Source organism: Streptomyces verrucosisporus (genome assembly GCF_017114865.1).
Classification (GTDB): Bacteria; Actinomycetota; Actinomycetes; order Streptomycetales; family Streptomycetaceae; genus Streptomyces; species Streptomyces fenghuangensis.
On sequence record NZ_JADEYH010000026.1, the window covers coordinates 1 to 20,366 of the forward strand.

21 protein-coding genes are annotated in these 20,366 nt (G+C 73.3%); 12 read left to right on the top strand and 9 right to left on the bottom strand.

The features are described 5' to 3' along the window. Window positions 1-338 precede the first annotated feature (338 nt). Entirely contained in the window at window positions 339-1,232 is an 894-nt protein-coding gene (locus IQ279_RS22545; RefSeq protein WP_206350924.1) for a universal stress protein, read from the top strand. A gap of 4 nt (window positions 1,233-1,236) precedes the next feature. Further along, window positions 1,237-3,978: an HAD-IC family P-type ATPase gene (locus tag IQ279_RS22550; RefSeq protein WP_206350926.1), complete on the top strand. Its 2,742-nt coding sequence runs from the start codon at window positions 1,237-1,239 to the stop codon at window positions 3,976-3,978. A gap of 49 nt (window positions 3,979-4,027) precedes the next feature. Here IQ279_RS22550 and IQ279_RS22555 read toward each other — a convergent pair whose 3' ends face one another. Then, on the bottom strand, window positions 4,028-4,708 hold the full coding sequence (locus IQ279_RS22555) for a CBS domain-containing protein (protein WP_206350928.1): 681 nt from the start codon (window positions 4,706-4,708) through the stop codon (window positions 4,028-4,030). Between the two features lie 90 nt (window positions 4,709-4,798). Between IQ279_RS22555 and IQ279_RS22560 the strand changes: the two genes are divergently transcribed. From IQ279_RS22560 to mnhG, 7 genes are read left to right on the top strand one after another with little or no spacing between them, the layout of a single operon-like run. Next, a complete protein-coding gene (locus IQ279_RS22560) occupies window positions 4,799-5,425 on the top strand; it encodes a universal stress protein (RefSeq protein ID WP_206350930.1) in 627 nt (208 codons plus the stop codon). Then, the gene (gene mbhE / locus IQ279_RS22565; RefSeq protein ID WP_206350932.1) at window positions 5,422-8,130 is read left to right on the top strand and encodes a hydrogen gas-evolving membrane-bound hydrogenase subunit E; all 2,709 of its coding nucleotides are present in this window, start codon (window positions 5,422-5,424) and stop codon (window positions 8,128-8,130) included. The genes IQ279_RS22560 and mbhE overlap by 4 nt, the downstream gene beginning before the upstream one ends. Then, window positions 8,127-8,480: a sodium:proton antiporter gene (locus IQ279_RS22570; RefSeq protein ID WP_206350934.1), complete on the top strand. Its 354-nt coding sequence runs from the start codon at window positions 8,127-8,129 to the stop codon at window positions 8,478-8,480. Before mbhE ends, IQ279_RS22570 begins: the two co-directional genes overlap by 4 nt. Then, entirely contained in the window at window positions 8,477-9,949 is a 1,473-nt protein-coding gene (locus IQ279_RS22575) for a monovalent cation/H+ antiporter subunit D family protein (RefSeq protein ID WP_206350936.1), read from the top strand. The genes IQ279_RS22570 and IQ279_RS22575 overlap by 4 nt, the downstream gene beginning before the upstream one ends. Then, the gene (locus tag IQ279_RS22580; RefSeq protein WP_206350938.1) at window positions 9,946-10,356 is read left to right on the top strand and encodes a Na+/H+ antiporter subunit E; all 411 of its coding nucleotides are present in this window, start codon (window positions 9,946-9,948) and stop codon (window positions 10,354-10,356) included. Before IQ279_RS22575 ends, IQ279_RS22580 begins: the two co-directional genes overlap by 4 nt. Next, window positions 10,353-10,610, top strand: coding sequence for an MrpF/PhaF family protein (locus IQ279_RS22585; RefSeq protein WP_206350940.1), 258 nt, complete (start codon window positions 10,353-10,355; stop codon window positions 10,608-10,610). Before IQ279_RS22580 ends, IQ279_RS22585 begins: the two co-directional genes overlap by 4 nt. Next, the gene (mnhG, locus tag IQ279_RS22590; protein ID WP_206350941.1) at window positions 10,598-10,951 is read left to right on the top strand and encodes a monovalent cation/H(+) antiporter subunit G; all 354 of its coding nucleotides are present in this window, start codon (window positions 10,598-10,600) and stop codon (window positions 10,949-10,951) included. The genes IQ279_RS22585 and mnhG overlap by 13 nt, the downstream gene beginning before the upstream one ends. Window positions 10,952-11,010: 59 nt before the next feature. On the opposite strand, the gene IQ279_RS22595 is transcribed toward mnhG, so the two are convergent. The 8 genes from IQ279_RS22595 to IQ279_RS22630 all read right to left on the bottom strand — a co-directional run bounded on the left by IQ279_RS22595 (window position 11,011) and on the right by IQ279_RS22630 (window position 18,062). After that, a complete protein-coding gene (locus tag IQ279_RS22595; RefSeq protein ID WP_101255927.1) occupies window positions 11,011-11,277 on the bottom strand; it encodes a metal-sensitive transcriptional regulator in 267 nt (88 codons plus the stop codon). A 38-nt stretch (window positions 11,278-11,315) separates the two neighbouring features. After that, window positions 11,316-11,696, bottom strand: a complete 381-nt coding sequence (gene trxA / locus IQ279_RS22600; protein ID WP_206350942.1) for a thioredoxin — start codon at window positions 11,694-11,696, stop codon at window positions 11,316-11,318. 206 nt (window positions 11,697-11,902) lie between these two features. Beyond that, on the bottom strand, window positions 11,903-12,763 hold the full coding sequence (locus tag IQ279_RS22605) for a sulfite exporter TauE/SafE family protein (RefSeq protein ID WP_206350943.1): 861 nt from the start codon (window positions 12,761-12,763) through the stop codon (window positions 11,903-11,905). A gap of 5 nt (window positions 12,764-12,768) precedes the next feature. After that, window positions 12,769-13,350 carry a rhodanese-like domain-containing protein gene (locus IQ279_RS22610; RefSeq protein WP_206350944.1) on the bottom strand — a complete coding sequence of 194 codons (582 nt, stop codon included), beginning with the start codon at window positions 13,348-13,350 and terminating at the stop codon, window positions 12,769-12,771. 76 nt (window positions 13,351-13,426) lie between these two features. After that, complete coding sequence (locus tag IQ279_RS22615; RefSeq protein WP_206350945.1) at window positions 13,427-14,806, bottom strand: MBL fold metallo-hydrolase; 1,380 nt, start codon at window positions 14,804-14,806, stop codon at window positions 13,427-13,429. Beyond that, window positions 14,803-15,159, bottom strand: coding sequence for a rhodanese-like domain-containing protein (locus IQ279_RS22620; protein WP_206350946.1), 357 nt, complete (start codon window positions 15,157-15,159; stop codon window positions 14,803-14,805). The genes IQ279_RS22615 and IQ279_RS22620 overlap by 4 nt, the downstream gene beginning before the upstream one ends. A gap of 338 nt (window positions 15,160-15,497) precedes the next feature. Continuing rightward, a complete protein-coding gene (locus IQ279_RS22625) occupies window positions 15,498-16,466 on the bottom strand; it encodes an anti-sigma factor RsbA family regulatory protein (protein ID WP_206350947.1) in 969 nt (322 codons plus the stop codon). A 426-nt stretch (window positions 16,467-16,892) separates the two neighbouring features. Then, window positions 16,893-18,062: a PP2C family protein-serine/threonine phosphatase gene (locus IQ279_RS22630; protein ID WP_206350949.1), complete on the bottom strand. Its 1,170-nt coding sequence runs from the start codon at window positions 18,060-18,062 to the stop codon at window positions 16,893-16,895. Window positions 18,063-18,163: 101 nt separating this feature from the next. On the opposite strand from IQ279_RS22630, the gene IQ279_RS22635 reads away from it, so the two are divergent. The 3 genes from IQ279_RS22635 to IQ279_RS22645 all read left to right on the top strand — a co-directional run bounded on the left by IQ279_RS22635 (window position 18,164) and on the right by IQ279_RS22645 (window position 20,362). Further along, window positions 18,164-18,670, top strand: a complete 507-nt coding sequence (locus IQ279_RS22635) for a MarR family winged helix-turn-helix transcriptional regulator (RefSeq protein WP_206350951.1) — start codon at window positions 18,164-18,166, stop codon at window positions 18,668-18,670. Between the two features lie 409 nt (window positions 18,671-19,079). Next, the gene (locus IQ279_RS22640) at window positions 19,080-19,952 is read left to right on the top strand and encodes an STAS domain-containing protein (protein ID WP_206350953.1); all 873 of its coding nucleotides are present in this window, start codon (window positions 19,080-19,082) and stop codon (window positions 19,950-19,952) included. Then, a complete protein-coding gene (locus tag IQ279_RS22645; RefSeq protein ID WP_206350954.1) occupies window positions 19,949-20,362 on the top strand; it encodes an STAS domain-containing protein in 414 nt (137 codons plus the stop codon). Before IQ279_RS22640 ends, IQ279_RS22645 begins: the two co-directional genes overlap by 4 nt. Window positions 20,363-20,366: the final 4 nt, after the last annotated feature.

The window sequence follows — 20,366 nt, forward strand, 5'->3', positions numbered from 1 at the left end:
GCCGCTCGGGCGCCGCGAGGAGCCCCCGGCCTCGCGGCGCCCGAGCGGCGCCCCGTCGTTCCTCCCCTCGGTCCGTCCGCTGACGCGGTGGTCGCGCCCGGGGCCGTCCCCGTGTCGTACGGATGGATGGCCGCGGGCACACCCGTTTGAAAAAAGTGTGTCAAGCGGTTCTCGGACGGAACGAAGGCCGTATGGCCCCCATCCCCCGGCCGTGCGGCCCTATGGAGGAGCATGGGAGAAGATCAGTGTGATCAGTGCACAACGGAACACGGTGCGGAGGAGTCGAGCGGGCAGCACGGACATGGCCGCGGCTTCCGCACGGAGTTGGGAGAGGGAAGATGAACGGACCGGTCGTGGTGGGAGTGGACGGCTCGCCGTCGAGCCTGGACGCGGTGGCCGCCGCGGCACACGAGGCACGGCTGCGCGGTGTGGGGCTGCGGGTGGTGCACGCGTTCCTGTGGCCGGTTCTGCACGTGCCGCTGGGGCCGTCCCCGATGGGCCCGCCCGAGGGCGGACTGCGCAACATGGCCGACCAGCTGGTGGCGCAGGCGGTCGAGCACGCGCGCGGCGCGGAGGCCGGAATCGAGGTCGAGGGCGAGGTCGTCGTCGGCGAGCCGCTGACGGTGCTGGAGGCCCGGTCGCGGTCCGCGTCGCTGGTCGTGGTCGGCAGCCGCGGCCTGGGCGGTTTCACCGGACTGCTGCTCGGCTCCACCGCCGTGCACCTGTCCGCGCACAGCCACTGCCCGGTCCTGGTGGTGCGCGGCAGGCAGGACCCGACGGGCCACGTGCTGCTGGGCGTGGACGGCTCGGCGGCCGGCGAGGCCGCCGTCGGGTTCGCGTTCGCCGAGGCGGCGGCGCGGGGCGCGGCCCTGGTCGCACTGCACACCTGGAACAACTGGACCGGTCCGGTCTCCGGCGGTCCCGCCGAGCCGCTGCCCCTGGTCTACGACGTGGACATGCTCCGGGACGAGGAGGAGCGGGCGATGGCCGAGGCGCTGTCGGGCTGGCAGGCGAAGTACCCCGACGTCACCGTGCACCGGCAGCTCGTCCAGGGAGGCGCCCGCCAGGCGCTGATCGAGGCCAGCGGCAGCGCCCAGCTGCTGGTGGTCGGGGCGCGCGGCCGGGGCGGCTTCTCCGGTCTGCTGCTGGGCTCGGTCAGCCAGGCCGCCCTGCACCACGCGCACTGCCCCGTCGCCGTGGTCCGGGCCTCCGGAGCCGACCGGAAGGGGTGAGGCCGTGCCGCGTCGCCCGGACTCTCCCGCCTCCGTCCTCCGCGCCGGGGAAGCCCACCACGGGCTGCCCGTCCACGAGGTCGTGCTGCTGCTGGAGACCGACCCCGACCGAGGCCTGGCGGGGGACGAGGCGGCGCGGCGGCTGGACCGCTTCGGGCCCAACACGTTTCCCGCCGCGGCGCGCGGCGGGCCGCTGCTGCGGGCCCTGCGCCAGTTCCACCATCCGCTGATCTACATCCTGATCGCCGCGGGCGCGGTCACCGCCGCGCTGGGCGAGTCCGTGGACTCCGCGGTGATCTTCGCGGTCGTGCTGATCAACGCGTTCGTCGGCTTCGCGCAGGAGTCGAGGGCCGAGGCCGCGCTGGACAGCCTGCGGTCGATGGTGCGCACCACGGCCAGGGTGGTGCGGGACGGGCACGAGCGCGCGGTGCCCTCGGAGGATCTCGCCCCCGGGGACCTGGTGCTGGTGGAGGCCGGCGACAAGGTGCCGGCCGACGTACGCCTGCTGCGGGCGGTGGAGCTGCGGGCGGACGAGTCGGCGCTGACCGGCGAGTCCGTCCCCGTCGCCAAGGACGAGGTGCTGCTTGATCCGCTGACGCCGGTCGCCGACCGGCGCAACACGCTCCACTCCGGCACGCTGGTGACGGCCGGGCGCGGGGCGGGCGTCGCGGTGTCCACCGGGGCCGGCACCGAGCTGGGGGAGATCCACCGGCTGGTGGGCGCCGCGGAGGTGCTGACCACACCGCTGACGGAGAAGCTCGCCAGGTTCAGCAGGGTACTGACGGTGGTCATCCTGGTGCTGGCGGCGGCGACCTTCGCGATCGGCCTGGTCCGCGGGCAGGGTGCGTCGGGCACGTTCACCGCGGCGGTGGCCCTGGCGGTCGGGGCCATTCCCGAGGGGCTGCCCGCGGTGGTCACGATCACCCTGGCCATCGGCGTGTCGCGGATGGCGCGCCGACGGGCGGTGATCCGCAGACTGCCGGCGGTGGAGACGCTCGGCAGCACCACCGTCATCTGCTCGGACAAGACGGGGACGCTGACCGAGAACCAGATGACGGTGCGGGCGGTGTGGACACCGGACGGCGAGTTCTCCGTGACCGGTTCGGGGTACGCGCCGGACGGCGAGTTCCGGCGAGGAGACGGCGGCGCCGTCCCCGTGGCGGCGGACCGGGCGCTGTACCGGTGCCTGCTGGCCGGGGCCCTGTGCAACGACGCCGTCCTCACCGGCGGGGCCGCGGAGTCCGGCGGGGAGGGGCGCTGGAGCCTGACGGGCGATCCCACCGAGGGGGCGCTGATGGTCGCGGCGGCCAAGGGGGGCCTGGGCCCGGACGCCACGGTGGCGTTCCCCCGTGTCGGTACCGTCCCCTTCAGTTCCGAGCGGCGGTACATGGCGACTGTGCACCGGGACGAGGCGGCGGGCGGTCACCTCCTGCTGGTCAAGGGCGCCGTCGAGCGGATCGTGGAGCTGTGCTCGGGCGGGATGGGGGCCGACGGCGCCGTCCGGCCGCTGGACCGCGAGGCGGTCCTGCGCGCCGCCGGCGAGCTGGCGGGCAGGGGGCTGCGAGTCCTGGCGACCGCCGAGCTGCCGGGAGTGGAGCCGGAGGGCTTCGGGGACGGGGCGCTGCCGGACTCCATGGTGTTCACCGGGTTGCAGGCCATGCTCGATCCGCCCCGTGCCGCGGCGGTCGACGCGGTGCGGGCGTGCCGCACGGCCGGGATCGGGGTCAAGATGATCACGGGCGACCACGCGGCCACCGCCACCGCCGTCGCCGGCCGGATCGGCCTGCTGACCGGGCGGCGCGAGGGGGAGGTGCTCACCGGGGCCGATCTGGACGCGCTGCCGGCGCGGGGGTACCCGGACGCGGTGGAGCGGGCCCGGGTGTTCGCCCGGGTGTCCCCGGAGCAGAAACTCTGGCTGGTCGAGGCGCTCCAGGCACGGGGCCAGGTGGTGGCCATGACCGGGGACGGGGTCAACGACGCCCCGGCGCTGCGGCAGGCGAACATCGGCGTCGCCATGGGCCGGGGCGGCACCGAGGTGGCCAAGGACGCCGCCGACATGGTGCTCACCGACGACGACTTCGCCACCATTGAGGCCGCGGTCGAGGAGGGCCGCGGAGTCTTCGACAACCTCGTCAAGTTCATCGTGTGGGTGCTGCCGACGAGCCTGGGCCAGGGGATGCTCGTCCTGGTGGCGATCGTGTTCGGCGCCACGCTGCCGGTCCTGCCCACCCAGATCCTGTGGATCAACATGACCACCGCCGTCGCGCTCGGGCTGATGCTCGCCTTCGAGCCGAAGGAGGAGGGGATCATGCGGCGGCCGCCCCGTGATCCCGGCAGGCCCCTGCTGACGACGGGGCTGGCCCTGCGTGTCCTGCTGGTCTCCGCGCTGATCGTCGGCGGGGCCTGGTGGCTGTTCACCTGGGAGCTGGCGGAGGGCGCGGGCCTGGCCGAGGCGCGTACCGCCGCGGTCAACCTGGTCGTCGCCGTCGAGCTGTTCTACCTGTTCAGCTGCCGCTCGCTCACCCGCTCGGTATGGAGCGCCGGGGTCTTCGGCAACCGGTGGATCGTCGGGGGAGTGCTCGCCCAGACGGTCGGCCAGCTCGCCATCACGTATCTGCCGGCCATGAACCGGCTGTTCCACACGGCCCCGATCAGCGGGACGGCGTGGCTGCGGATCCTCGGTGTCGCGCTGCTCGCCTCCCTCGCGGTCGCCGTCGACAAACGGCTTCGGCGGCAGCTGGTGTGAGCGGCGGGCGGTGCGGGGCGCGAGGGCGCCGCCCGCCGCCTCTCATCGGCTAGGGAAGGCGCACGACCACGCCCGGCGGCGTGGGGTCGTCCTCGTCCCAGGTGAGGTGGTCCACCACCCTCACCACGCCGGGGACCTGTTCGGTCAGGCGCACGGCGAAGGCGGCCGTGGTGCGCCGGTCGACCTGGCCGCGCAGTTCGGCCACGCCGTCGCCGACGTGGACGTCCACCTGGGACGGGGCGACCCACAGCGTGTGTTTGAGCACCCCGTCCACGATGTCCGCGCGGATGTCGGCGTCCGGGCGTACGTGCATCCGCACCAGGTCGCGGCGCGAGACGATGCCGAGCAGTCGCCGCTCGCCGTCGACGACCGGCAGCCGTTTGACTCCCCTGCCCTCGATCAGTCTGGCGGCCTGTGCCACCGGCTCGTCCGGTCCGACCGTCACCGCCGGCGCGGTCATCAGCTCCCGTGCGGTCCCGGTCCGGTCCGGAGGGCGCGGAGGGCGCGGGAGCCGGGGGAGCGGGGAGCGCGGCCTGTCCCCGGTGTGCCCCTCGGCCCGCAGCAGGTCGGCCTCGGAGACTACACCGACCACCCGGTCCTCCGCGTCGACGACCGGGAGGGCGCTGACGCGATTGCGGTCCAGCGCGTCGAGGATCTCCCGGTACCGGGCGTCCTCGCGCACCGAGACCACGTCGGCGGTCATCAGGTCGCGTACGTGCCACTGCCTCATCGAAGCTCCCGCTGGTGTCGTCGCCGGGTCACCTGAACCTGGATGGCACAATCTTCCCAAAACCTGCCTGAATCCGGCAAAAGGGTCTGTATGGGTGACCTCTGGTTTGTACTGATCGCCGTCGTCGTATGGGTCGCGGCCGGGCTCCTGGCCGCCTGGTGGCTGGCTCGCCGGGGGCACGGCGGTCCGGGCTGGCTGCTCATGGGCGTCGTCTTCGGCCCCGTTCTGGCCTTGGTCGCCGGCGAGCGCGTCCGGCGCCGGCCGACGACGGTCGCGCGGGCCGAGGCGGGGCCCCGCGGCCCCGGCCGGCTGAGGGTGCTGGTCGGCGTGGACGGGTCGCCGGAGTCCGAGGCGGCGCTCGGACTCGCGGTCAGCCTGCTCGGGCCGTACACGCAGACGCTGGTGGCCGCGCAGGTCGTGGACTACGACGCGGCGGAACTCGACTGGCAGGGGAGGATCGTGGCGGCCAAGGAACGCCTCAGTGCCGTGGCGGAGGAGGCCGGCGGGCGGGTGACCGAGTGCGAGATCCTGGCGGGCCCGCCCGCGGCCGCGCTGGCGCGGTTCGCCGATGAGAACGACATCGACGTGGTGGTCGTGGGCAGGCACGGCCGAGGGCTGTCCAAGCGGCTGCTGGGCGACGTGGCCCGGGAACTGCTGCGCGACGGATCGGTACCGGTCCTGGTGACCGGCGGGCGCCACGGTGTGTCCGGGCGATGAGCGGCGAAGGGGGTGCGCTGGCCGCCGCGCTGCTCTCGATGGGCGTACTGGCCCTGCTCTCGCCCGTCCTGGACCGCCGTCTGGGGCGCGACACGGGATATGTGCTCGCGGTCGGCTTCCTCGTCGTGGCGGCGGTGCTCGCCCCGGCGGCCTCGACGGCGCTGGACGGCGGCGCGGTCACCTTCTCCCACGCCTGGACCGATTCCCCCGAGATCTCCTTCACGCTCCGCATGGACGGGCTGGCCACCCTGTTCTGCCTGCTGGTCCTGGGAGTCGGCGCGCTGATCATGGCGTACTGCCCCCGCTACCTGACCGCCGGTGGAAGGCACGGCAGGACCTACCTCCTGCTCACCCTCTTCGGCGGCGCGATGCTGGGCCTGGTCCTCGCCGGCGACCTGCTGCTGCTGTTCGTGTTCTGGGAGATGACCACGGTCGCCTCCTTCTTCCTGATCGGGACCGGCGGAGCCAGGGCGGCCAGACCGGCGGTGCGCGCCCTGCTGGTGACGGGCATGGGGGGACTGGCCCTGCTGGTGGCGATGGTGCTTCTCGGCATCGCCGCGGGCAGCACCGACCTGGCCACCGTGCTGAGGGCGCGGGAGGAGGTGCTCGACTCCCCGCTGTCACCCGCCATCGCGACTCTGCTCATCCTCGCGGCCTTCACCAAGTCGGCGCAGGTGCCGTTCCAGTTCTGGCTGCCCGGAGCCATGGTGGCGATCACACCGGTGAGCGCCTATCTGCACGCGGCCACCATGGTGAAGGCGGGCATCTACCTGCTGCTGCGGTTCTCCGCGCTGTACTCCGGACAGACCGGGTGGGTGATCTGCCTGATGGGGGTCGGGCTGTTCACCGCCGTGCTGGGCGCCGTCCAGGCGCTTCGCGAGCACGATCTCAAGGCCATGCTCGCCCACTCCACGGTCAGCCAGCTCGGCCTGCTGGTCGCCGCCATCGGGGTGGGGACGACCGTCGCACTGGCCGCCGCCATCCTGCACACCTTCGCGCACGCGCTGTTCAAGGCCACCCTCTTCATGATCATCGGCGTCATCGACCGGCAGGCCGGCAGCCGCGACATCCGGGAGCTGTCCGGACTGATGCGGATCATGCCGGTCACCGCCACACTGGCCGGTCTGGCCGGACTGTCGATGGCCGGGGTCCTGCCGATGATCGGTTTCGTCAGCAAGGAGTCGCTCTTCCAGGGGTTCGCGGGCGCGGACGTCTTCCCCGGCGCCGGGGTGGTGGCCGCGGCGCTCGCGGTCACCGCCTCGGTGCTGACCTTCGCCTACGGCATGCGGATCTTCTACGGCGCGTTCGCCGGGCCCATGCTGCAGCGGCAACTGCACGAGCCCTCCTGGGCGTTCATCGCCCCGGCCGCGGTGGCGGCGGTCGCCGGGGCGGTGCTCGGTCCCGCGGTGTCCGTCCTCGACCCGCTGATGCGCCAGGCCGTCTTGAACGCCGAACCATGGGCCGTGCCGCCGTACTTCGCCTTCTGGCACGGGCTCAGCCCCGAACTGTTCCTGTCCGCCCTCACGATCGCCAGCGGCCTGGTGCTGTTCTCGGCGCGCGACCGGGTGGACCGGATGCTGCAGCGGCTGCCGCGGCCGGACGGCGCGGCCGCCTTCGACCGGGTCCACTCGGCCGTACTGGGCGCGGGCGCGGTGGTGGGACGGCCCGACCGCAGCGACTCCACGGCGGCGTACCTGGCCCGCCCCGCGGCCGCCCTGGTGGTCCTCGGCTGCGTGGGGGTGTTCGCGGCCGACGGGCCGGGGATCCGGGCCGGGGCGCCGTCGGACCCGGTGGACTGGGGGGTGCTCGCGCTGCTGGCGATGGCGGTGGCCGCCCTGGTGCGGACGCGGTCGGCGCTGGCCGCCGTGTCGCTGCTGGGAGCGGTCGGACTGATCGTGGCCCTGTGGTTCCTGCTGGCCGGGGCGCCGGACGTGGCGCTGACGCTGCTCCTGGTGGAGGTGCTGACCGCGATGACCGCGGCGTTCGTTCTGAGCGACCTGTCCACCCGGTTCCCGCGGCCCCGCCGCGGCGCGGCCGCGGCGGCACTGGCCGGGGCGGCCGGGCTCGTCGCCGCACTGGGCACACTGGCGCTGACCGGAAGGCGGGAACTGTCGCCCGCGGGCGCGTACTTCCTCGAGGCCGCCGAGCCGGAGACCGGCGGGCGCAACGTGGTCAACACGATCCTGGTGGACTTCCGCGGCCTGGACACCCTCGGCGAGGCGAGCGTACTGGCCGCCGCCGCGCTCGGCCTGCTCCTGCTGCTGCCCGGGCAGCCGGACGGGACGGTCGGCGGGCCGCGGGCGCCGTACGGCCGGGTGCTCGGCCCGGCCCACCGTCTGCTGCTCCCGGGCATCGCGGGGCTGTCGGCGTACCTGTTCCTGCGCGGGCACTACGAGCCGGGCGGGGGTTTCAGCGCCGCACTCGTCGCGGGCACGGCGGTCGCCTTCGGTTACCTGGCCGGCCGCACCGGCCCGCGGTGGCTGAGCCCCCGGCCGCTGCTGGCCGCGGGGCTGGTGCTCGGCGCGGCCGTGGGCCTGGCCGCCATGGTGCTCGGCGACCCCTTCCTGACCCCCTTCACAATTCCGGTGCCCGGTGGCGGTCTGTCCTCGCCGCTGCTGTTCGACGCCGCCGTCTACCTGATGGTCCTCGGGCTGGTGGTCACGGTGGTGGACCGGCTCGGCGCCGGCCGGGCGGAGCACCGGTGACCGCGGCGATCGCCGTCGGCGTCCTGACGGCGGGAGGGTTCTTCCTGCTGCTGCGTCCCGGTCTGGTCCGGGTCACGTTCGGGTTCGTGCTGCTGGGCCACGCGGCGAACGTACTGCTGCTGGCGGCCGGGGGGCCGGAGCGCCGGGAACCCCCGCTGATCGGCGACGGCGACCCGGCCGGGATGGCGGATCCGCTGCCGCAGGCCTTCGTGCTCACCGCCATCGTCATCACCTTCGGCATCACCGTGTACCTGCTGGGCCTGGCCCGCGCCGAGCACCTCGCCGGCTCCGGCAGCCGCTCCGGCACCGGGCCCGAAGGGCCCGCCGAGTCCGCGGAGCCCCCGCGGTGAGCGGCCTGGTGCTCGCCCTCCCGGTGGCCGTTCCGCTGCTGGCGGCCGGCGTGCTCGTGGCGTGCCCCGGCGGCCGACGGGCGCAGCGGCTGATCACGTCGGCGGTCAGCGCCGGGATTCTGGTGCTGTCCGCGGTCCTGCTCGCCGGGAGTCTGGACGGAACGGTCCGGGGCCTGAGCATGGGCGGCTGGCCGCCCGGCTTCGCGATCGTGTTCGCCGCCGACGCGCTCAGCACGCTCATGCTGTGCGTCAGCGCCGCCCTGGTGCTGGCCTCCCTCGCCTTCGCCGCCGGGACCGGGGACGACGCGAGCCCCTGGTTCGCCCCGCTGGCGATGATCCTCTCGGCCGGGGTGTACGGGGCCTTCCTGACCGCGGACCTGTTCAACCTCTTCGTCTTCGTCGAGGTCATGCTCGTGCCGTCGTACGCGCTGCTGACGATGAGCGGAGGCCGCGCGCGGACCGCCGCCGGACGGATCTACCTCACCTTCAGCCTGCTGGCCTCCACCCTCCTGCTCGCCGGCGTCGGCCTGGTCTACGGGGTCACTGGCACCGTGAATCTGGGGGAACTGGCCGGGGCGGCACGGCAGAGCACCGCCGCGGCCCTGGCCGTCGGCGTGGTGCTCCTGGCCCTGGCGGCCAAGGCGGCGGTCGTGCCGCTGCACGGCTGGCTGCCGCGCACCTACCCCGAGGCCCCACCCGCGGTCACCGTCCTGTTCTCCGGGCTGCTGACCAAGGTCGGTGTGTACGGGCTCCTCCGGGTCTACGCGGTCGTCCACGAGGGGACGGGCCTGCGCTGGCCGGTGATGGCCGCGGCCCTGCTGACCATGGTGGTGGGGGTGCTGGGCGCGGTCGGGGAACGGGGTATGCGGAGCATCCTGACGTTCCACATGGTGAGCCAGATCGGTTACATCCTGCTCGGCCTGGCACTGTTCACCCGCGCCGGACTCACCGCCGCGGTCTTCTTCCTGGTGCAGTACGTGCTGGTGAAAGCCGCGCTCCTGATGTGCGCGGGTGCCGTGGAGACCGCCTACGGCACCGACCGGACCGACTCGCTCGCCCGCCGCGAGCCCCTGATCGCCGCCGCCTTCCTGGTCTCGGCGCTCTCCCTGGCCGGGCTGCCGCCGCTGTCCGGATTCGTCGCCAAGCTGGGCCTGGTCGACGCCGCCGCGACCGAGTCCGATCATCTGGCCGTCGGGGTCGCCGTCGGAGTCAGCTTCCTCACCCTGGTCTCCATGGTCAAGATCTGGGCCGGCTCCTTCTGGGGCGGGGAGGACCCTTCCAGGGAGGAGTCCCTGCTCCGGCTGATGGCCCGCGCCACCGTCCGGCCGGCGCTCGCCGTGCCCGCGCTGGTGCTCACCGTGCCGTCGGTGGTGCTGGGCATCGCGGCGCAGCCGCTGCTCACCGCGGCGGCGGAGGCGGCCGGCGGACTGCTGGACGCCTCCGCCTACGTACGGGCGGTGACGCGATGAGCGCACGTCGGCCGGCCCGGCTGCGCCGCGCGGCCGTCCGCTGCGCACGGGTGATGGCCTTCCTCGGCCACTACGGGGTGCGGTTCCTGCACGCCAACGTGACCGTGGCCCGGGAGATCGTGACACCGGGCAGCGGGCTGGCGCCCGCCGTGGTCGAGATGCGGCTGCGCTGCCGCACCCAGGCGGAGACGGCCGCCCTCGCGCACCTGATCACGCTGACGCCGGGAACGCTCGTGCTGGAGGTGCGCACGGAGCCGCCGGCCCTGTTCGTCCACGGAATGCACGCGGCCGACGCCGACCGTTTCCTCGGCGAGCTCGGTGATCTGGAGGGCCGGCTGCTGACGGCCCTGCGCCCCCCGGACTCCCGGGCGGCGCGGGGGACGAGGAGACGGGAAGGGAACCCATGACGATGACCGCAGTCCTGCTCGGCGTGCTCGCGGTGGTGATGGCCGTGGCCGTGTGGCGCATGGCGGCCGGGCCCACGGAGGCCGACCGGGTGGTCGCGGTGGACCTCGGTTTCGTGGTGTTCGTGGCGGCCGTCGCCCTGCTGGCGGTGCGGCTGGACACCCCCGCGGTGCTGATCCTGGTGCTCGCCGCGACACTGCTCGGCTTCCTGTCCACCGTCGCGGTGGCCCATCTGCTGGAGCGGTGGTCGTCGTGACCGTCTCGGAACTGCTCGGCCACGTACTCGCGACCACCGGCACCGTGCTGATGGCCGTCGCCGCGCTGGGCCTGGTCCGCCTGCCCGACGCCTACAACCGTGCCAACGCGGTGACCAAGGCGGCGACACTGGGCGTGGTGTGCGTGCTGCTGGGCGTCTTCCTGCTGATGCCCGGTGTGTTCACGGGCGTCGTCCTCGTCCTCGGGGTGCTGCTGCAGCTGCTCACCACCCCGTTCGCGGCGTACGCGGTGGGGCGTTCGGCGCACCGCTCGGGCGCCCCACTGGCCCGGGCCACGTACCGCGACGACCTGGGCGGAGTCCCGCGCGACGGAGGGTGGTGAGACCGGGCGCCGTTCCGGTCCGGAACGGCGCCCGGGCCGGAGCGGCCGCGGCGGGGTCCTCAGGACAGGGAGAGGAAGAGCTTCTCCATCTTCTGGGCGTCGAGGCTGTCCGCGCCGCCCTCCTGCGCCATGCACTGCTTGAGGCCGCTGGCCACGATGGAGAAGCCCGCCCGGTCCAGCGCGCGGTTGACCGCGGCGAGCTGGGTGACGACGTCCTCGCAGTCGCGTCCTTCCTCCAGCATGCGAAGGACGCCGGCGAGCTGGCCCTGGGCGCGCTTGAGCCGGTTGACGGCCGATCGCACGTTCTCGGGAGGAAGCTGGACCACGATGGTCGATCCTTTCGTTCGTTCTGAGCCGGGCGGGCTCAGTCGCTCTGACCGGAGCCGGGGTTCTGGGCGGCGACGGAGGCGTGCACCTCGTCCATGTCGAGTCCGCGGACGGCGGTGATCACCTGGTCCAGGGCCTGGGCCGGAAGCGCGCCGGGCTGGGAGAAGACCAGGACTCCCTCGCGGAAGGCCATCAGGGTCGGGATGGAGGTGATGTCGGCGGCGGCCGCCAGGGCCTGCTCGGCCTCGGTGTCGACCTTGCCGAAGACGATGTCGGAGTTGGCCTCGGAGGCCTTCTCGTAGACCGGGGCGAACATGCGGCACGGGCCGCACCAGGAGGCCCAGAAGTCGACCAGGACGATGTCGTTGCCGGTGACGGTCTTCTCGAAGTCGGCGGCGGTGAGTGCGACGGTGCTCATATGGTGGTTCCTTCCGTTTCACCGGAGTGGTGGCGGTTGATACCCCCTGGGGTAGTCAACGCCGGGATGGGGCGGAACATTCCGCCTGTGCTCCGGTGCCTTCCGCATGGCGGGCGGCACCGGTGTGCCAGTGTCCTGGTACACCGGTACCCCGGAGCGCCGACGGGAGGCGTTCCGGGGTACCGGGTCGGGAGTGGGGGCCGGGGTCAGGTGCCGTGCACGGCCCGCCGCAGCGGACAGCGGTCGACGAAGCCGTAGCAGACACCCGCTCCGGCGCCGAGCGAGGCGACGGCGGCGAGGACCGGCAGACGTATGTCGGCGGGGGCCTGCTGGACCAGGACGAAGGTGCCCATGGCCAGCACGAACCAGGCGAACAGCCGGGAGAGGACGTCCGCGGGGACGCGTCCGGCCAGCCTGGCCCCGGCGAGGCTGCCGACGATCGCGGAACCGGTGACGGCCAGGGTCAGTGCCCAGTCGATCTGGATGGTGGAGAGGTATCCGGCGAACCCGGCGGCGGACTTCATCGCGATGACCAGCAGCGATGTGCCGACGGCCACCGGCATGGGCAGCCCGCCCAGCAGGGCCAGGGCGGGCACGACCAGGAAGCCCCCGCCCGCGCCGACCAGGCCGGTGGCCAGGCCGACGGCCGCTCCGTCCAGCAGCATCCGCCCCACCGGGAGCTGCTTGTGGGCCTTGCCGGGGTCGACGTTCCGGCGGCCGCGGAGCATGGCGGCGGCGGTGACGATCATCATGACCGCGAAGGCGATCAGCAGGACGACGTCGGGGATGTTGCCGCCGATGAGCCCGCCGGTGTAGGCGCCGGCCATGCCGGCCGCTCCGAACAGCACGCCGGTACGCCAGCGGACCCGCCCGCCGCGGGCATGGTTGACCACGCCCACGGCGGAGGTGACGCCGACGACGAACAGGGAGGTGGCGATGGCCTCCTTGGCGTCCATGCCCGCGACGTAGACCAGCAGCGGCACGGTCAGGATCGACCCGCCTCCCCCGAGGAGCCCGAGGGAGACGCCGACCAGCAGCGCGAGGATCAGGACGAGCGTCAGCGTCATGGTGGTCACCTGCTGCCGGCGAGCTGCGCGACGGCCTTGCGCGGGTCGAAGGACGGCGTGCGGTTCCACGGCATCCTCGACAGCAGCACGCCCATGGCGCAGGTGTTGCTGATGGCGGCGAAGGCCAGGCCGCCGCCGACGAACGCGGACAGGGCCTGCAGCCCGGGCACCACGAAGCTGCCGAGGGCGCCGACCAGGACGAGGGAGCCGGCCACCAGGCGGACCTGGCGCTCCATGTCCCAGCGCTCCTGGCCGTAGTTGGTCGGGGCGCCGGACTTCTCCCAGGAGGTCATGCCGCCCGACAGGACGCTCAGTCCGGGCAGCCCGGCCTCGGCGAGGGCGCGCTCGGCCTGGCCGGCCCGCTGCCCGGAGCGGCACACCAGCACCACGTCGGTGTCCAGGTGCCTGGTCAGCTCCTCGCGGTGCTCGCGCAGGGTGTCCAGCGGGACGTTGTAGGAGCCGGGGATGTGCGCGGCCTCGAACTCGGCGGGGGAGCGGACGTCGAGCAGCCGCGGCGGGTGCTCCGAGTCGAGCTTGGCGCGCAGTTCCTCGGTGGTCAGGCTGCGGGGAGTGGTGGAGGTGGTCATGTACTGCTCTCCTGCGGTGTTCGCTGGTTCAGAGGGGGTCGGTGGCCCGGGGCCGGGGTTCTTCGGGGTTCCGGGGTCAGGGGACCTGGGCGGGTACGGGGCACAGGCCCAGGTCGCGGGCGTTGTCGAAGCTGTCGTCGATGGCGACGACGTTGCGGCCGCGGGCGTCGAGCAGGGCGGCGACGACCCCCGCGCGGTAGCCGCCGGCGCAGTGCACCCAGACCCGGCCCGCGGGGATCTCCCCGATGCGGCCCGGCACCTCGTGGACGGGAATGTGCACCGAGCCGGGGATGTGCGCCTCGGCGCGCTCCTGGTCGCGGCGCACGTCGAGGAGGACGAACTCCTCCCCGCCGTCGGAGCTCTTGTCCAGGGCGGCCTTGAGGTCCTCGAAGCCGGCGCGCTCGTAGGCGGCCAGGGGCTCGCCGCCGGCCCAGTCCTCGGGGCCGCCGGTGGCCATGGCGGCCGGGTGGTCGATGCCGATGCGGACCATCTCGCGCTGGGCCTCGGCCACGTCCTCGGCGCTCTCACCGAGCAGGGTGACCGGGGTGCCCCACGGGATCAGCCAGCCCAGGTAGGTGATGAACTGGCCGTCCAGGCCGAAGTTGAGGCTGCCGGCCAGGTGCCCGGCGGCGAAGGCGGTGCGGTCGCGCAGGTCGACCACCCACTCGCCGGCCTCGATGCGGCGGCGCAGCTCGGCCGGGTCGGCGACGGAGGGCGCGGACAGGTCCGGCTTGCCGGGTCCGCCGGAGTTGGCCGGGCCCATGTGGGCGTAGTAGGCCGGGTAGGCGTCCAGGCCCGCCAGGAGCTGCTCGACGTAGGCCTCCTCGTCGGCGGTCAGGGCGGTGTTGGTCCTCTTCTCCTCGCCGATGGTGCTGGACAGGCCGGCGGACTGGGTCGCGGAGCAGAACGAGCCGAAACCGTGGGTGGGGTAGACGGCGGTGGAGTCGGGCAGCTCCTTCGCCAGCCGGTGCGCCGAGCGCCACTGGGCCCGCACCAGGGTGTCGGTGTGGTCGGGGCCGAGCAGGTCGGGGCGCCCGGTGGAGCCGTACAGCAGCGATCCGCCGGTGAACACCGCGATCTGCTCGCCGTCGGCCTCCAGGGCGAAGGAGAGGTGGGTGTGGGTGTGGCCCGGGGTGTGGATCACTCTCACCCGCATGGTGCCGGCCTCGACGATGTCGCCGTCGCGGACGCCGGTGCGCTCGTAGGAGACCTCGTCGTCGGCGTTGACCAGGTACTGCGCGCCGGTCTCCCGGGCCAGGGCCAGACCGCCGGTCACGTAGTCGTTGTGGATGTGGGTCTCGAAGACGTGGGTGATCCGCACGCCCGCGGCCTCGGCCAGCGCCGTGACGCGGTCGTAGTCGCGCTGCGGGTCGACCACCAGCGCGGTGGAGCCGTCGTGGGCGAGGTAGGTGCGGTCGCCCAGGCCGGGGGTCTCGATGGGCAGAACGGTGATCATCGGGTCTCCTCGGTGGTGGCGGTGACGTCGGGGGTGCCGGGCTCGTCGCCGGTGGTCACGGGCCGGCCCGCGTCGGTCCAGGCCGCGGTGCCGCCGCTGACGCTGTGGGCGTCGTAGCCCACGTCGCGCAGCAGTGCGGTCGCCTGCGCGCTGCGGCCGCCGCTCTGGCAGATCACGTAGACCGGGCGGTCCTTGGGCAGCTCGGCCAGCTTCAGGGGGAGCAGGCTGAGCGGCGCGGGCCGGGCGCCGGGGACGTGACCGGTGCGGTACTCGCCGCGGTCGCGGACGTCGACGACGAGGGCGCCGGCCGCGTGCGCCTCGGCGAACCGCTGCTGGTCGATCTCGGGAACCATGCGGGGACTCCTGCTCGCTTGCCTTCGATGAATACCCGGGGGGGTATGACTGGGTCAACCGTAACAGGGGTCGCCTTATGCCCCGGGGGGTATATGCGGTGACGTGGGTCACAGCAGGAGGGCTACGAGGTTCGCCGGATCGGTCTTCGAACGTCCCGCCGCGGCGGAGGCACGGGTCCGCCGCGGCGGGAGCGGGGAGCGCACGGCCGCCTGAACACGGTCGGACCGCGGCCGGGCCGGGGTCGGGAGAGGCCGTCCGCACTCATCGGTGCCGCACGTTCCGCGTGTGGCACGGGAGCCGGGGCGGCGGGGGAGAGGGGCGGAGCCCGCGGAGGAACCTAGGAGCGGTCCATGTGCAGCCGTACGGTCAGCCCGGCGGACGTGGAGCGGGTCTCGACCAGATCGCACAGCTGGTGCATCATCCACAGCCCGCGCCCGCCGTCGGCGGAGTCCAGCGCCGGGCGGCGGCGGCCGGCCAGCAGATCGGCGAGATGCCCGCCGTCGCGGATCTCGGCAACGCAGGCGGGGCCGTCGGACCACAGGCGCAGGGTGCCGTGCCCGCCGCCGTGGGCGATGGAGTTGGCCGCGGCCTCCGCCACGGCGAGGACGAAGTCACCGCGCCGAGGCATGCCGAGCCCGGTCGCGTCGGCCCAGGTGTCCGCGTGGTGGCGGACTTCGCCGAGATCGCCGGTGGTGAACGCCAGAGTGCGGGTGTGCGCGGGCGGGGGAGCCGGCGGAAGGGCGTCGCACTCGGCGCTGAGGGCGCGGGGATCGGTGTAGTGCGGGCTGGGCCGCTCCCGGCCGTCCTCCCGCAGCACCGGATGGGTGCGGCGGGCGTCGGCGCACACCCGCGCGGGGAGCCCGAAGACGTCGTAGGGGCACAGGACGGTCGCGGCGCGGCCGGCGAAGGCCGCGTTGATCAGCGCCTCGTGCCGGGTGGCCTCCACCAGTTCGGCCGGGGAGCGTCGCGCCCAGATCGGCTCCCCGACGATACGGGCGGTCCGGCCGGGGTGCCGGTCGGCGAAGTCGCGCAGACCCGAGAGGATGCGGCCGGGGTTGCGTCCGAACTCGGCCATGTCCACCAGGGTGAGGTGGTCCGCGGCGGCGGCGTCCCCCAGGCGCTCGCGCAGCATCCCCAACCGGGGGCCGGGGACGGCGACGAGAACGGGATCGCCGGCCTCCAGCGCGCCGTCGACGAATCCGCCCACCCCGGCGAGGTATTCCCCGGGGCTCCGGTAGAACAGCGCGGGATGGACGAAGGGGTCCGGATTCCTCCGTTCGGCGGGGGCGTGTTCGCTTCGGGTCACGGAAGCACCACCTCTGGCGCGGCGGGAAGGTGCGGGAGAGGGCCGGCCGCACGTGCCGACGGCCGGGGACCGGCCGCGGATCCGCACGGGCGGACGGACGCCGGGGCGACAGCCCGGGAGGGGACGCGCCGGACACACCGGCCCGGTGCCGGTATCGGCACGTCGGTGAACACCTCCGCTCGGTCCTCGGCCCTGCTCCACGAGCCCGTCTGCCCTGCGGGGCCCGGTGTACACCGGCGTTCTCGACTTGTGACCCGGGCCGGGATCGTGGCCGGGCGCGCCGCGTGGAGGCGGACGGCCCCCGGCGGCACGGGGTGTACGAGGTGTAAGGGGCGTGCGGGAAGTACGGGGAGTGCTGGGACAGACGGGGAAGGGTGCGGAGGCTCCCGGGCGCGGTCCGGGCGCAGGTGGCGGGTGTCCGGCCGGTCAGCTCCTCCTGCCGTGCCAGTCCAGGCACACCACCATGGCGTCGTCGTGCGCGGGCGGCTCGCCGCGGTGCCGGGCGAGTTCGGTGAGGACCGCCCGCGGCACCTGGGAGGGGGGAAGGAGCCGGGTGCTGGTCATGGCGCGTGCCAGGGCCCGCTCGCCGAACCGCTCGCCCGACGGCGAGGCGACCTCGTAGACCCCGTCGCTGGCGAACAGCAGCCGGTCCCCGGCCTCGATCCGGAAGTGCTGGACGGCGTAGGGGGTGTCCTCGAACATCCCCAGCGGGAGCTGCGCCTCCAGTTCGACCGGCTCCACCGCGCCGCCGCGCAGCCGCCAGATGCGCGGCGACCCGGCGTCGACGGCCTCCAGCCGCCCGGTGGCCAGGTGGATGCGCAGCAGCAGGACGGAGACATGGGCGGCACCGCGGTGCTGTCCGTAGACGGCCTGGTCGGCCAGGACCGCCTGGCCGACCAGGTCCAGCCCGGCCCGGCGGGCGTTGCGCAGCGCGCTGAGGGCGAGGTTGGTCAGGAGCGCCGCGTCGACACCCTCGCCCATCCCGTCGGTCAGGGTCACGGTGAGGTGGTCGGCCGAGACGGACCAGTCGAAGTTGTCCCCGAAGACGGCGTAGGCGGGTTCGAGCTGGGCGCCGAGCTCGTACTCGGGGCCGGAGCAGGAGCGGCCGGGGAGCAGCTGCCACTGCATCTCGGCGGCGAGGGTGAGGCGCTCGGCCCGCCGTGCCCTCAGATAGACGTCGGTGCTGTGGTCGGCGACGAGGACCTCCCGGCCGAGCGCCTCGCACAACTGCCGCAGCTCTCCCAGTGCCTCGGGCGAGGCCCCTTCGCCGGGCAGGGTCACCGACAGCACGCCCAGCCGGTCGCCGCGGACGGTGACCGGCAGGTGCGCGGTGACGGTGCCGGCGCGCTCGTCGGGGGAGAGGCGGGGCTGCTGGGAGGCGAACGCCCTTCCGGGTTCGGTGGAGTGGACCGGGAAGGGCTCCGTCGGGTAAGGAAGGGGACCGACCGGCTGGAGTATGGTCGTTCCGTAGTCGGCCATCAGCAGGTCCACGGTGAGCGCCCCGAAGTGCCGTGCCAGTGAGGCGCGGAGCGCGTCGAGCAGTGCGTGGGGAGCGGCATCGCGCAGGGCGCGCTCCACGGCCGTGAATCTGTCCACCGTGTCACAACTACTTTCTGTTTCCGCAGAAAAATCCGATATGGGAAGTTAAGTGCCGTTCGGAGCTCGGGCTGACAATACAGACGCGGAGTGTCACAGTTATGGTCGTGAATTCCGGACCCTCCCAGCGCCACTCCGCAGAGGCGGCCCATGCCGCGTCCGAGGTGATAGAGCTCCTGGAAGTGCTGTGGGAACGGGGCCGGGAGGCCGCGTCGCCCGCGCCCGTCTCCGCCTCCCAGCTGAGGGTTCTGTACACCCTCGACCGAGACGAGGGCATCAATCTGCGCACACTCAGCGAGACGCTGGGTTCCGCCCCGTCGTCGGTCAGCCGGCTGTGCGACCGGTTGCAGGCGGTCGGGTTCGTGGAACGCGCCCCCAGCCCGGCGAGCCGGCGGGAACTCGAACTGAGGCTGACCGGCCGGGGCAGGACGTACCTGCGGGACCTGCGGGACCTGCGGGAGGAGGCGCTGGCTACGGCCATGGCGGCGATGTCGCCCGCGGCGCGCAGGGCGCTCGCCGAGGGGCTGCGGGGGTTCCGGGCGGCGGTGGACGAAGCGCTGCCCAGGCGCCGGGGGGCAGGGGCCGGCGGTGGTGTGAGATCGGCGTGAGGCCGCCGCCCTGGAGGGCATGTGCGCCGCCATTCTGTCTCACCGATACATCACACACCTCGTGGCCGCCGCGGAGCGCCGCACCGCGGGGGAGTCCTGGCGTGATGGCCGGTCGGGGCGGGTGCGACAGGGAAAGATTGTTGTGCCGCGGATACAGTTGTCAAATGGAAACAATCGATCGGGGATGCTTTGGAGGGCGGTTTCGGGGAAGGTCCCGTCAGGGGGCGGCGGGTCTCACCATGGCCTGATGCCCCGTCAGTTGGGGCCGACAGGCTTCGCGGCCGCTGCTAATATTTGCCGGACGGCAACAAAAGGGGTGAACGGTACTGTCCCGTCACCCCGCACTTCCAGCCGGATGCCGACGTCACGGGCGTGGGCCGGCGACGAACGACTGTGAGAGGGCTTGTCAGTGAACGCCAGCGACGCAGCCGTACGAGACCGGTTGACAACCGCAATCCGCGAGCGAGGCGACGAGATCGCCGACCGGTGGGTGCAGTTGCAGCGGGAACGTGCGGCGATCGGGATAGACGAGGGCGAGCTGCGGGAGGAGGCCGACGCGCTCCTCGTCCTGCTGGGCGGAGCCCTCAACAGCGACTACGGCATGGAGAACGTGGTCGACGCCCACCAGGACCTGCGCGGCGCGGTGATGGAGCTGTCCCTGCGCAGGGAGCGCAGCGGCGCGACCCCGACGGCCACGTCCCTGGCCATCCTGGCGCTCAAGGACGCCCTGCTGGAGGCCGTGGAGCGCGACAACCGCGATCCGCGGGAGCTGTTCCCGGCGGCCCTGACGATCAACCGGCTGCTGGACGAGGCCGCCGCCCTGTCCTTCAACGCCTACGTGGAGCGCCGCGAGGAGATCATCCAGCGGCAGAGCCGCCAGCTGCTGGAGCTGTCCACCCCCGTGGTCCACCTGTGGAAGCGGATCCTGGCCGTGCCGCTGATCGGCACCCTGGACACCGCGCGCACCCAGGTGGTGATGGAGAACCTCCTGCAGTCCATCCAGACCCATGACGCCCGGGTGGCGATCATCGACATCACCGGTGTGCCCACGGTCGACACCGCCGTCGCCCAGCACCTGATGCAGACCGTCAACGCGGTGCGCCTGATGGGCGCCGACTGCTTCATCAGCGGCGTGCGGCCCTCCATCGCGCAGACCATCGCCCAGCTGGGCATCGACCTGTCCACCATCCTCACCCGCGCCACCCTCGCCGACGCCCTGGCCGCGGCGGTCGACATGACGGGGCAGGACTCACCGGCCACCGGGGCGACGACGAACCGATGACCGGCCGGCAGTCCATGGACATCCCCATCCTCAGGCTCGGTGACGTACTGGTCACCGGGCTCATCAACGAGCTCGACGACAAGACGGCCACCGTCTTCGCCGACGAGCTGACCGAGCGCATCGCCACCGAGCGGGCCACGGGAGTCCTCATCGACATCTCCCGGCTGGAGATCATCGACTCCTTCGTGGCGCGCACCCTGACCGAGCTGAGTACCATGGCCCGGCTGCTGGGCGCCCGGGTGATCGTGGCCGGCATGCGGCCGCCCGTGGCGATCACCCTCGTCGAGCTGGGCCTGCAGCTCACCGGAGTGGAGACCGCACTCAACGCGGAGCAGGGGATGGCCGCACTGGGCTGGCACCATGCCCCGCGGCCCCCGGAAGGGGTGACCCGGCGTGAAACTCTCGGGTGAAAGG